Genomic DNA, 13,069 nt, shown 5'->3' on the forward strand with positions numbered 1-13,069 from the left:
TTCTTAAATCTGTTCCAACCACCGGTGCCCTGGTATTGCACTTGAAATCCGAATCCAAGATCGTCTGAACGACGAACCGCCCCTTGTGGTTGGATGGGTTGTCCAACTTTGGGGGCGGTTCAGGTTTCAGACGACCTTTTGCCTTTTGGCTGTGGTTACATATAGTGGATTAACAAAAATCAGGACAAGGCGACGAAGCCGCAGACAGTACAGATAGTACGGAACCGATTCACTTGGTGCTTCAGCACCTTAGAGAATCGTTCTCTTTGAGCTAAAGCGAGGCAACGCCGTACTGGTTTAAAGTTAATCCACTATATTTTTTCTACCGTATCGCTTTGTTTGGACACCAAAAGCTGGTCGATTTTCAGATTTTCGGTGTCGATGATTTCAAATTTATAGCCCGCGTAAACCAAAAAATCGGTGCGTTTCGGGATTTTGCGCAGGGAATACATCATAAAGCCGGCGATAGTTTCGTAGTTTTCCGAGTTGGGAAATTCCTCGATGTCCAGCGCACGCATGACGTCGGCGAGCGGGGTCGCGCCGTCCACCAGCCAAGTATCTTCGGTACGGCGGATGATTTGCGGCTCTTCTTCGGTATTGACCAGCTCGCCCATGACGATGCTCATCACGTCTTTCAGCGTTACCACGCCGACCACCAGCGCGTATTCGTTCACCACCACGGCAAAGTCTTCGCCGGAAGTTTTGAAGGTTTCCAAGACATCGTAAAGCGACAGTGTGTCGGGGATGAACAAGGCTTTGCGCAACACGCGCTTGTCGGTCAGGCGGACGTCTTTTTCTTTTAAAAACAAGGTCAATAGCGTGTGCGATTCGATGTAGCCGATGACGCGTTCCAAATCGCCGTCACACACTAAGAATTTGTTGTGCGGTTTTTCCGACATGATTTCCAACACGGTATCGCTGTCGTCGTTTTTATCGAAATAGGCGATGTATTCGCGCGTACTCATGGTGGAAGTCACCGTGCGCGCCTGCATGTCGAAAATATTTTCAATCAGGTAGTGTTCCTGCTCTTTCAACACGCCCGCCTGCGCGCCCGCATCGACGACGGCGTAAATGTCTTCCGAAGTCAGCTGCTCTTGGCGGACGGTGGAAATTTTGAAAAGTTTGAATATCGCGTTCGCCAGCCCGTCAAATGTCCAAACGAAAGGCTTTAGGATAAAAATCAAAAACATCATCGGCCGCACGATGCGCACCGCCACCGCTTCGGGATGGGTCATCGCTATGCGCTTGGGCATCAGGTCGGCAATCAGGATGAAGCTGCCCGTGACCAGCGCGAACGTCAGCAGCGACGCGGCCGTACTGCCCCAACTGCCCGCGTTTGCCAACAAACCGCCGAAATAAGGGCGCACCGCCGCTTCGCCGACGATACCGGCGAGAATGGCGACGGCGTTCAAACCGATTTGGACGACGGTGATGAAACTGCCCGGCTGCTGCTGCATATTGAGCACATCCAGCGCGCGCGTGTCGCCGCCGTCTTTTGCCATGACTTGCAATTTGATTTTGCGCGCCGAGGCGAGCGCGAGTTCGGAGCAGGAAACGAATGCGCTGATGACGATCAGCAGGACCAATAGTAATAAGGCTTCGAGAATATTCATGAAAAACAGTGTGTGTGGCAAACAGAAGACATTTTAGCATTAAAGGTCGTCTGAAAAATTCAGACGACCCTTTTAGATTAGGCGGCAGATTGTCTTTTGCCTCCAAACCTATGGCTTAACCTTTGGCGGTAAAGCGTTTGTTGACGCGCAGGCGTTCGCCGCGACCGGCTTTTTTGATTTCCAGCCAGTCGGTGTAGATGGCGTGGATGAGGTGGTTTATGGTTTCAAAGCCGTATTGCTGCGGGTCGGTGCCTTGTGCGGCGAGTTGCTTCGATACGTCGCTCAAACGCGCCCAGCCTTGTTCGTCGGCGTGGGTATCGACTGCCTGCTGTACGGCAGGGATAACGCGGGTAACGGGCAGTTTGCTGCTTTTGGCGGCGGGTTCGGGTTTGACGGGTGTCGGTTGCGCGGTGTCTGCCGCAGGGCTTGGTGCGGTATTTTCGTTTTTGGTTGGGTTGGTTTTTTTGCTGCGCGTTTTGCGTTTTTGCGCGGCGTTGGGGTCGTCTGAAACGGTTTCTTCTGCATGATGGGTTGCCACCGGGTTTTCAGACGACCTCTCTGCCGGCTTGTCGGCGGATTTGCGGCGGCGGACTTGGAGTTGGTTGTTGTCGGTGCGGTGTTCGAAGATGTCGAAGGATTTGATGAGGTCGGAGAGTTTGCCGTAGCCGTACAGCCTTGAGTCGAAATCGGGATTGATTTTGCTGATGTAGCTGCCGATGGGGCCGAGGTTTGCCCAGCCGAGGTCGTCGGCGTTTTCGCGCACGGCGCGTTTGAGCAGGGATAGCGCGTCAGGGGCGGCGGCTGGGGTGTTTTTGCCGCTGTTTTTCTCTTTTTCTTGGCGTTGTTTTTCGGGACGGAAGATTTCGGTGTAGATGAATTTGTCGCAGGCTTTGCGGAAGGCTTCGGGCGTTTTCTTTTCGCCGAAACCGTACACGGTCAGCCCGCTTTCGCGCAGGCGGCTTGCCAGGCGGGTGAAGTCGGAATCGCTGGATACGATGCAGAAGCCGTCGAAGTTGCCGCTGTATAGCAAATCCATCGCGTCGATAACCAACGCCATATCGGTGGCGTTTTTGCCTTTGGTGTAGGCGAATTGTTGGACGGGGATGATGGCATGGGGCAGGAGGGCGGCTTTCCATTTGGAAAGGCCGTGGCTCCAGTCGCCGTAGATGCGTTTGACGCTGGCGATGCCGTATTTGGCAACTTCTTCGAGCAGGCGGTCGATGATGTCGGCGGGGGCGTTGTCGGCGTCGATGAGGACGGCGAGTTTTTTGTTGGCCAATGTGGTCATGGGGACTCCGTGGTATTCATGTCAGTCGAGGTCGTCTGAAAACCGGTTTTCAGACGACCTCGATCTTTTAAAGCATATCTTGTATGGCGGCGCGTTCTTCTTCCAGCTCCGCCAGTGTCGCGGCGATGCGTTGGCGGCTGAACTCATCCGACAAGTCCAAGCCTTGGACGATGCGGTAGCTGCCTGCGTCGCAAATAACGGGGAAACCGAAAATCAAACCTTCGGGGATGCCGTAAGAGCCGTCGGAAGGGACGCCCATCGTTATCCATTTGCCGCTGCTGCCGAGCAGCCAGTCGCGCAGGTGGTAGATGGCGGCATTCGCGGCGGAGGCGGCGGACGACGAACCGCGCGCGGCGATGATGGCGGCACCGCGTCCGGCGATTTTCGGCATGAAGACTTCGGTGTTCCAATCGGGTTCGGTAATCATGTCTTTGACGGACTCGCCGTTGCTGGTGGCGTAGCGGTAGTCGGCGTACATGGTCGGGCTGTGGTTGCCCCAGACGCACATTTGCTCGATGGAAGGAATCGGGCGGTTGATTTTCTCGGCGACTTGGCTGACGGCGCGGTGGTGGTCGAGACGCATCAGGGCGGTGAAGTTTTCCGGCGGGATGTCGGGCGCGGATTTCATGGCGATGTAGGCGTTGGTGTTGGCGGGGTTGCCGACGACGAGGACTTTGACGTCGCGATGGGCAACTTTGTTCAACGCCGCGCCTTGTACTTTGAAAATTTCGGCGTTGGCGTGCAGCAGGTCGGCGCGTTCCATGCCTTGCGTACGCGGTCGCGCACCGATCAAGAGGGCGATGTCGGCATCTTTGAAGGCGACTTCGGGGTCGTCTGTGGCGAAAATGTCGGCAAGGAGCGGGAAAGCGCAATCCTGCATTTCCATAATCACGCCGCGCAATGCCTGTTGCGCCTGTGGCAGGTCGAGCAATTGCAGGATAACGGGTTGGTCGCGTCCGAGCATAATGCCGCCGGCGATACGGAACAGGGTCGCATAGGCAATTTGCCCTGCTGCGCCGGTAACGGCGATGCGGACGGGAGGCTTGAGTGTCATGTTTTTCCTTTTGAAGTCGTTGTTTTACTTGGTTTGAGGATTATAACAGCATTGAGTATTAGAGAATGAAAAGGTCGTCTGAAACTGGGAATAGATTTTCAGACGACCTTTTCGATTTTGGCAAATACTGAAATATTGCTTACGGCAGGAGTTTGCCCGGATTCATTATGTTGTGCGGATCAAGCTGGGCTTTGATGGCGCGCATCAGGGCGATTTCGGACGGGGTGCGGACGCTGGGGAGCCAGTGTTTTTTGATGGTGCCGATGCCGTGTTCCGCCGCGATGGTACCGTGGCAGGCGAGGATGTGTTCATAGACGATGCTGTTGACGGCATCTTCGTAGCGGTAGGCTTCGTTGCTCAAGACGTCGGACAGGAAGGTGTTGTAATGCAGGCTGCCGTCGCCCAAATGTCCGAAGCAGACAATTTGTATACCCGGAAAACGGGTTTTCAAGGCGGGGGCGCATTGACGGACAAAGGCGGCGACTTGGGCAATCGGGACAGCGATGTCGTGTTTGATGCTGGTGCCGAGCTTGCGCTGGGAGGCGGAAATGTTTTCACGCAGCGTCCACAGATCGAGGCGCTCTTGTTCGGATTGCGTGATGATGCTGTTTTCTTGGCCGTTTTGATAGAGAAACTCGGCAAGTTTTTCGTCGAGCGCGGCATCGGGAACGGAGTCGGTCAGTTCGAGCAGGACGTGCCAGTTTGCATCGGTCGGCTGTTTGAGATAACTGAACTTGGAAGACAATGCCAAAGCGTAGCGGCTGATCAGCTCGAAACTGGTGAGACGTTCGGCAAAATGCCCTTGTACGGCTGTTAAAAGCTGTACGGCAGATTCGATGTCGTCCAAACCTACCCATGCGGTCGCTATGGTTTGCGGACGGGCGAAGAGTTTGAGCGTAGCGGCGGTGATAATGCCGAGTGTGCCTTCGCTGCCGATAAAGAGGTGGCGCAGGTCGTAACCGGTAGTATTTTTGTGCAGCGGTTGGAGATGGGAAACAAGTTCGCCATTGGGCAGGACGACTTCCAAGCCCAATACCAAGTCGCGCATACTGCCATAGCGTAAAACGTTTAATCCGCCGGCGTTGCAGGCGATGTTGCCGCCGATTTCGCACGAGCCTTCGCTGGCAAGGCTGAGGGGAAACAGTCTGCCCGCTTCGGATGCCGCTTTTTGGACGTTTTGCAGGATTACGCCTGCTTCGACGGTGATGCTGTTGTCGGCAAGGTTGATTTCGCGGATACGGTTGATTTTGGAAAGGTTGAGCAGTACGCCGCCGGAAGCTACCGCTGCGCCGCACAAACCGGTATTGCCGCCCTGTGGGGTAACGGGGATACAGTGTTCAAAACAAAACCGCATGATTTCTTGTACATTTTCTATGGAATGCGGTTGCAAGATGATGTCCGGTTCGGAAACAAAGCGGCGGCGCTGATCGTTTAACAAGGCCGGAGTGGCTTCGAGGATTTCGGCGGGGGAAAGGAATTCAAGAAAACGGTCGTACAGATTGGGCATAACGGGCAGCAGGATGGTTTGTGTGTGTACGGAAGATTATATAGCGTATAAGGGAAGCGAAAAACGGTAAAGGTCGTCTGAAAAACAAAAAAGCAGGATACAATCCGTATCCTGCTTTTTTAACTGTAAAAATATTATTTTGCAGCAGAAGCGGCTTCAGTAGCAGCAGAGGCAGCTTCGGTAGCGGCAGAAGCGGCTTCAGTAGCAGCAGAAGCGGCTTCGGTAGCAGCGGCTTCGGTAGCAGAAGCAGCAGCTTCAGTAGCAGCAGAGGCAGCTTCAGTAGCAGCAGAGGCAGCTTCGGTAGCAGCAGATGCAGCTTCAGAAGCGGCAGAAGCAGCAGTGTCAGCAGCTTTGTCGCCACAAGCAGCCAGAGCCAAAGAGAACAAAGCAGCAGCGATCAGAGATTTTTTCATTTTGAGACCTTCTTTAAATCGATTTAAATAAAAACGGAACGATTGAAAACGGCATAAAGCCGTTCCCTTAGAGTAAAAATTCATTGCTGAATTTCCTGCATTATGCCCCACAGGATGGCTCGGCGCAACGATACAGACGAATTAGTAATCTTTTAGTAACTTCTAATCAATCCGGAATGGACGAAAGTTGTGGAAGAAACTAATCCACATAGATTGTTACATAGGGTACATTTGAAATAAACTGTATAGTAAAATTTATTGATTTCATGTATTTATAATTAAATAATGCACAATCTGCCTCTATTTCTGATTTGTTTGAATAACCTGCATAAAACCATTATGCATAGAAATACAAGTTGTAAAAAAGTTACACAATTATAAAAATTATCAAAATTTACACTTCCGTCTGTCGTAGGTTAAATATTATTTATCTGAATTAACGGTTGTTAATTTGTGAATATTAGGATAAATCTCCGTACATGACGGCGGTGTGTTAAAATGTTTTGGATTTGTTGGCAGAGGGTTGTCAATAAAGCCTGTTTTGATAAACGGTCATGATAAAGGATAAAGAATGGCTATTAAAAAAAATTCCGTGGTTTCGCTTCACTATGAAATGTACGATGCGGATAACCAACTGCTGGACAAAACCGAAGAACCCATCGCCTATCTGCACGGCGGATATGACGGCATTTTCCCTTTGGTGGAAGAAGCTTTGCACGAGAAAAACGTCGGTGATACCGTTGAAGTCGCGCTGTCTCCCGATGATGCGTTCGGCGAACAAGATCCCGGCCTAGTGCGTATCGAAGATGTCAGCGTATTCCCAGTTGAAGTGGAAGTCGGCATGATGTTCGAAGCCGATGATCCTGAAACCGGCGATGTCTTGGTTTATCGCGTAACCGATGTAGCAGACGGCAAAGCCGTAGTAGACGGCAACCATCCGCTTGCCGGCATGAAAATCTTGTTCAAAGCGACAGTTGACAGCGTGCGCGATGCGACTGAAGAAGAAATCGTACACGGCCACGTTCACGGTCCGCACGGTCATCATCACTAATTAATCTAATTTGAAACAATAAAAGGTCGTCTGAAAACAGGATTGGGTTTCTGTTTTCAGACGACCTTTTTATATCCTGCAAACCCATACCCAAATATAGATGAAACATTCCGACAACCATCAAAATTGAGCTGCCCCCCTATCGCCCAAAAATTTTGGGATAAGTCAAACTAAGCAGGGAAATTCTGGTCTGAACGGTTGTTTTCTCTGAATTATGGGAAACATTCAATCTTATTTATATTAAGATTCGGTTTATTGTAAACAGGCGAATTGTGTCATGAGCGAACATTTGGAAGAGCAGGCTGCAGGCTTGGGTATTGATTTGGGTTTCCACGACATCGGTGGAATTTATCATGCGACCAAGCCCGAGGTTTTGGAAGGGATTGTTGAGGCTTTGCAGCAGGACGGTTTTTCAGACGACCTTTATGCGGATACTTTGGTCGCGCATGAAAATGGTCGGGAATCTTTACAACTGCCTGCTGAGTTTCATAGCGCAGCTGAAGTTTGCTTGGAAGACGAAGCGGGCGGACGGCAGGTTTTGCCGTTGAACCATGGCGAAGACAGCGCGCTTTGGGTAGCGCTGCCGGCTTTGGCTTGCGGCTATTACACTTTGTCTGCGGAAGCGGAAGGCGGCGTCCGCAAGGTGCGGCTGGTGGTTGCGCCGCAGTCGGTTTATCAGCCGAAAACGCTGGAACACGGTTTGCGCATGAACGGGCTGACAACGCATCTGTACAGCCTGCGTTCGCAACGGAACTGGGGCATCGGGGATTTCACCGATTTGCTCGATTTGATGGCGTTTGCAGCGGATAAGCAACTGGATTTCGTCGGCATCAATCCGTTGCACGCGCTTTTCAGTGCCAAGCCTGCTTTTGCCAGCCCGTACAGCCCGTCTTCGCGCGAATGGCTCAATCCGATTTATCTGGATGTGGAGAAGGTCGGCGCGTTCTCCTATAACGAAAAGCTGAAAAACTGGCTCAAGCAGCCGAATATCTGCCAGCGTATTGCGGCGTTGCGGATTACGGAAACCGTCGCTTATACGGCGGTTTGGGCGTTCAAGCGCGATGCTTTGCAGAGGGCGTTTGACGCGTTTGAAAACGACGGATGCGAAGCCGCCCAACAAGAGCGGGCGGCATTTGACGCCTTTGTCGAAGAACGCGGCTGGGCTTTGGAAGGCTTCGGTTTGTTTGAGGCGTTGGATCAGTATTATAACCGCTCCGGTGAAGTGGGTTGGCTGTCTTGGCCGTCGGAATTTCATGATCCGCATGGCGAGGCGGTTCAAAGATTTGCACAAGGCCACCGCCGCGAAATCCGTTTTTATATGTGGCTGCAATGGCTTTGCGCGGAGCAGTTGCGCGAAGTGAACGAGGCGGCTGCGGCGCGCGGCGTGAAGCTCGGAATTTACGGCGATTTGGCGGTCGGCGTGGCACGCGGCAGCGCGGATACTTGGCTCAACCGCGCCGATTATTGTATGGATATGGCGGTCGGCGCGCCGCCCGATCCGTTCAGCCCGACGGGGCAAAACTGGGATTTGCCGCCGCTCAATCCGATGATGTTGAAGCACACGGGTTATGAGAAGTTCGTCCGACTGTTGCGTGAAAATATGCGGCTTTACGGCATCTTGCGCATCGATCATGTGATGGCTTTGTGCCGTCTGTGGTGGGTTGCGGGCAAGACGGCGGACTTTGGCGCATATGTGCATTACGACGCAGATGTGATGTTTGCCATCCTGGCTTTGGAAAGCCGGCGGAATCGATGCGTGGTCATTGGCGAGGATTTGGGGACAGTACCAGACCAAGCGCGTTATTTGCTGAACCGTTATCAGGTGTTTTCTTATAAGGTCGTGTATTTCAGCAAAGGCTGGCACGGCTTTGAATTGCCCGAAGAATATCCCGAACAGGCGATTACGGTGGTCAGTACGCACGATGTCGCGCCCTTGGCGGGCTATTGGACGGGCAAGGATTTGGATTTGATGTTCCGCTTGGGTACGATTCCCGATGCGGAAACTTTTCAGACGACCTTGGAAGCGCGCGAACACGATAAGGCGGATTTGTTCGATAAGTTGAAACACGCAGGCTGCCTGCCTGCCGACGCCGAGATGTCGTCTGAAATCGACGAAACACTGTTAACCGCCTTGCACCGGTATGCCGCCATGAGCCGCAGCAAACTGTATGCGGTGCAGCTGGAAAACCTGCTGGGCATGAGCGACAACCTGAATGTGCCGGGCGTTTCCGAGGGTTATCCCAACTGGGCGCGCAAAATGCCCGTCGCGCTTGAAGATTTTCCCCACAACCGCCTGATGGGCGGCCAACTTGCCATGATTGGAGAGGTACGCATGAAGAAAAACAGCCGGATGAAGCCTTATCACGAGCTTGACCAAGTCGAACGCGACACGGTTGAAAGCCTGTTTCTTGCCACCCACAGCGATTTGTTCGCCTATTTGGGACGACACCGCCTTGCCGAAGGCGATGAGGTCGTGCGAACTCTGATTCCGAACGCTTGGGGCGTGGATATTGTCGACCGTGAAACCGGCGAACTGATTACGTCGTCTGAAAAAGTCGATGAACGCGGATTCTTTGTCGCCGTGTTGCCCGAAGGCGCGCCCGATTATGCGTTGAACGTCCGTTATGCCGAAGATGCCGAGCCTGTGCGTGAAGAAGACCCTTACCGCTTCGGCTCTGCCTTAAAAGATATGGATTCTTGGTTGCTGGCGGAAGGCAAACACCTGCGTCCTTATGAAACTTTGGGCGCGCATTTTGCCGAAGTGGACGGCGTGAAAGGTGTGAGCTTTGCAGTATGGGCGCCGAACGCGCAGCGCGTATCCGTCATCGGCGAATTCAACCACTGGGACGGCCGCCGCCACGTCATGCGTTTCCACCGCGACAACGGCATTTGGGACATCTTCATCCCCGCCGTCAAACTCAACGCCCTCTACAAATTTGAAATCCGCGATGCCAACGGCAATGTTCGGCAAAAAACCGACCCGTATGCCTTCGGCGCAGAGTTGCGTCCGAATACGGCGTCTGTCGTGCGCGGTTTGCCGGAAAAAGTGGATACACCCGACTTCCGCGCCCGCGCCAACGCCATTGACGCACCCATCAGTATTTATGAAGTGCATTTGGGTTCGTGGAAACGCAATCCCGAAAACAACTTCTGGCTGACTTACGAACAGCTCGCCAAAGAATTGGTCGCATACGTCAAAGACATGGGCTTCACCCATATCGAATTCCTGCCCGTTTCCGAATACCCGTTTGACGGCTCGTGGGGCTATCAGGCGACCGGATTGTATGCGCCGACCAGCCGTTTCGGTTCGCCCGACGAGTTGCGCGCCCTGATTAAAGCCGCCCACGACGAAGGCATCGGCGTCATCCTCGACTGGGTGGTCGGACACTTCCCGACCGACGACCACGGGCTTGCCAAGTTCGACGGCACCGCGCTGTACGAACACGCCGATCCGCGCGAAGGCTACCACCAAGACTGGAACACCCTGATTTACAACTTCGGCAGGAACGAAGTCAAAAACTTCCTGCAAGGCAATGCCTTGTATTGGATAGAGCGTTTCGGTTTCGACGGCATCCGCGTGGACGCCGTCGCCTCCATGATTTACCGCAACTACTCGCGCAAAGACGGCGAATGGATACCCAACCAATACGGCGGCCATGAAAACCTTGAAGCCATCGCCTTCCTGCGCGATACCAACACCATGCTGAAAGAGGTTGTCCCCTCTGCCACCGAAATCGCCGAAGAATCGACCTCGTTCGCCAACGTAACCCGCCAAGAAGGCTTGAACTTCAGTTACAAATGGAACATGGGCTGGATGAACGACACCTTGCGCTACATGATGGAAGACCCCATCAACCGCAAATACCACCACAACAAAATGACCTTCGGCATGATGTACCAATACAGCGAAAACTTCGTCCTGCCGCTCTCGCACGACGAAGTCGTACACGGCAAACGCTCGCTACTCGGACGGATGCCCGGCGACTGCTGGCAGCAATTCGCCAACCTGCGCGCCTACTACGGCTTCATGTACGGCTTCCCCGGCAAAAAACTCCTGTTTATGGGTAACGAGTTCGCGCAAGGCAGAGAGTGGAATTACAACGAAGGGCTGGATTGGTTCCTGCTCGACCAAGAAGGCGGCTGGCACAAAGGCGTACAAAACTTCGTGCGCGATTTGAACCGCGTCTATAAAGACACCGCGCCGCTTTACCAGCTCGACCAATGGCCGGAAGGCTTCGAATGGCTGGTCGCCGACGACGGCAACAATTCCGTCTTCGTCTTCGAACGCCGCGACCGCGAAGGCACCCGCGTCATCGTCATCAGCAACTTCACGCCCGTCGTCCACGACAGCTACCGCTTCGGCGTGAACGAAGCCGGCGAATACCGTGAAATCCTCAATTCAGACGACCCCGGTTACAACGGCAGCGGCGTATCCGCCGGACAAACCCTGCAAACTGAAGAAATCTGGTCGCACGGCAGACCCAACTCGCTCGCCGTCAAAGTACCGCCGCTGGCAACGGTTTACCTCTACAAAGCCGCCCAGCCAAGCGCAACGGAGGCAGCCGAGCAGGCAGAAGGCGAAGCGTAAGCTTGAACTGAACTTGTTTTTTTGAACACAGAAAGACAGGTTCAAACTAACTGCTTTGTCTGTTTCAGACGACCTTTTGAGATGAAGGGGTCGTCTGAAATTTTTCGGGATAGCGGATAAAGTTTGATATGCCTGATGACATTAGTTTTGACTGGTAAGAGACATTGTGTAAAGACAAACGGATATAACAAAAGGTCGTCTGAAAACCTGTAATTCAAGTTTTCAGACGACCTATTGCTTATCCGTATCGAATTATTTGCCGGCTTTCACGCCCTGCCATTGGCGGACCATGAATTTCAAAATAGTGGGCTGTATAGGAACCATGATGAAGCTGTTTTTCAAATCTTCTTCGCTCGGGAAAATGGTGCGGTCATCCCTGAACTCGGCTTCCATCAATTCGCGTGCGGGTTTACTGGAAGGGGCGTAGGTGACGAAATTACCGTTTTTCGCGGCGACTTCGGGGTCGAGGAAGTCGTTGATGTATTTGTGGGCGTTGGCGACGTTTTTCGCATCTTTCGGGATAACGAAGGAGTCCACCCAAATCCCCACGCCTTCTTTGGGCATCATGACGCGGATTTTTTCTTTGCCGCCCGCTTCTTCGGCGCGCCGTCTGGCGATGTTCAAGTCGCCGCCGAAGCCGATGGTGACGCAGGTATCGCCGCGCGCCAAGTCGTCGATGAAGCCGGACGAGGTAAAGCGTTTGATATTGGGACGGTTTTTCTTGAGCAGCTCGGTTGCCGCCTTGATGTCTTCGGTATCGTTGCTGTTGGGGTTTTTACCCATGTAGTTCAACACCATAGGATAAATTTCCGCCGCACTGTCCAAGTAGCTGATGCCGCATTGTTTGAGCTTGGATGTGTATTCGGGGTTGAACACCAAATCCCATTGGTTGTCCGGCAGTTTGTCCGTGCCCAAGGCTTTTTTCACACGCTCGGTATTGATGGCGAAGGTGTTGGTTCCCCAATAAAACGGAACGGCGTATTCGTGGCTCGGATCGACGCCTTCCATCAGTTTCATCAGTTCGGGATTGAGGTTTTTATAGTTGGGAATCAGGGACTTGTCGATTTTTTGATAAGCCCCCGCCTTAATCTGCCTGCCGACAAAGGTATTGGACGGACCGACGATGTCGTAGCCCGATTTTCCGGTCAATACTTTACTTTCCAGCGTCTCATCGCTGTCGTACACGTCGTAAGTTACCTTGATACCGTTTTTCTTTTCAAAATCGGCAACGGTTTCGGGATCGACGTATTCCGACCAGTTGTAAATCCTCAATACATTTTGGTTTCCCGCCTGACCCGCTTTGTCGGAGGTATTTTTATCCGAACCTCCGCAGGCGGCGAGCATGACGGCGGTCAGGGCGATGAGTGGCAGATGTTTGGTCATTATCATTCCTTGCATATCGGGTGGAAGGGAAAGTAAGGGATTATAAATCAGGCACGCACTATCTGATAGCAATTTCCATTGGGGCGATAGTCGGAAGGTCGTCTGAAAGTCCCTGATTCAATAGCTAGAAACAAGGTTTTGCGGTAATATAGCAGCCATTTTCTTTTCACAA

General features: G+C 52.8%; 8 protein-coding genes. 2 read left to right on the forward strand and 6 right to left on the reverse strand.

Features of this window, described 5'->3' with window-relative positions; translation table 11 throughout:
* Positions 1-311: 311 nt before the first annotated feature.
* The 5 genes from paeA to HMPREF2954_RS00435 all read right to left on the reverse strand — a co-directional run bounded on the left by paeA (position 312) and on the right by HMPREF2954_RS00435 (position 5,875).
* Positions 312-1,613: a polyamine export protein PaeA gene (gene paeA / locus HMPREF2954_RS00415; protein WP_045073058.1), complete on the reverse strand. Its 1,302-nt coding sequence runs from the start codon at positions 1,611-1,613 to the stop codon at positions 312-314.
* A 115-nt stretch (positions 1,614-1,728) separates the two neighbouring features.
* Entirely contained in the window at positions 1,729-2,901 is a 1,173-nt protein-coding gene (locus tag HMPREF2954_RS00420; RefSeq protein WP_045073056.1) for an NYN domain-containing protein, read from the reverse strand.
* A gap of 67 nt (positions 2,902-2,968) precedes the next feature.
* Positions 2,969-3,955: a malate dehydrogenase gene (locus tag HMPREF2954_RS00425; protein WP_003762913.1), complete on the reverse strand. Its 987-nt coding sequence runs from the start codon at positions 3,953-3,955 to the stop codon at positions 2,969-2,971.
* 139 nt (positions 3,956-4,094) lie between these two features.
* Positions 4,095-5,462, reverse strand: coding sequence for an FAD-binding oxidoreductase (locus HMPREF2954_RS00430; RefSeq protein WP_045073053.1), 1,368 nt, complete (start codon positions 5,460-5,462; stop codon positions 4,095-4,097).
* Positions 5,463-5,596: 134 nt separating this feature from the next.
* Positions 5,597-5,875, reverse strand: coding sequence for a hypothetical protein (locus tag HMPREF2954_RS00435; RefSeq protein ID WP_045073051.1), 279 nt, complete (start codon positions 5,873-5,875; stop codon positions 5,597-5,599).
* A gap of 571 nt (positions 5,876-6,446) precedes the next feature.
* Here HMPREF2954_RS00435 and HMPREF2954_RS00440 point away from each other — a divergent pair.
* Both HMPREF2954_RS00440 and glgB read left to right on the forward strand, forming a co-directional pair.
* A complete protein-coding gene (locus HMPREF2954_RS00440) occupies positions 6,447-6,926 on the forward strand; it encodes an FKBP-type peptidyl-prolyl cis-trans isomerase (RefSeq protein ID WP_039405294.1) in 480 nt (159 codons plus the stop codon).
* Positions 6,927-7,203: 277 nt separating this feature from the next.
* Entirely contained in the window at positions 7,204-11,514 is a 4,311-nt protein-coding gene (glgB, locus tag HMPREF2954_RS00445; protein WP_070688955.1) for a 1,4-alpha-glucan branching protein GlgB, read from the forward strand.
* Positions 11,515-11,766: 252 nt separating this feature from the next.
* Here glgB and HMPREF2954_RS00450 read toward each other — a convergent pair whose 3' ends face one another.
* Complete coding sequence (locus HMPREF2954_RS00450) at positions 11,767-12,897, reverse strand: polyamine ABC transporter substrate-binding protein (protein ID WP_107825398.1); 1,131 nt, start codon at positions 12,895-12,897, stop codon at positions 11,767-11,769.
* Between the last annotated feature and the right edge of the window lie 172 nt (positions 12,898-13,069).

The sequence above is a fragment of the Neisseria sp. HMSC067H09 genome, from assembly GCF_001814135.1.
Classification (GTDB): Bacteria; Pseudomonadota; Gammaproteobacteria; order Burkholderiales; family Neisseriaceae; genus Neisseria.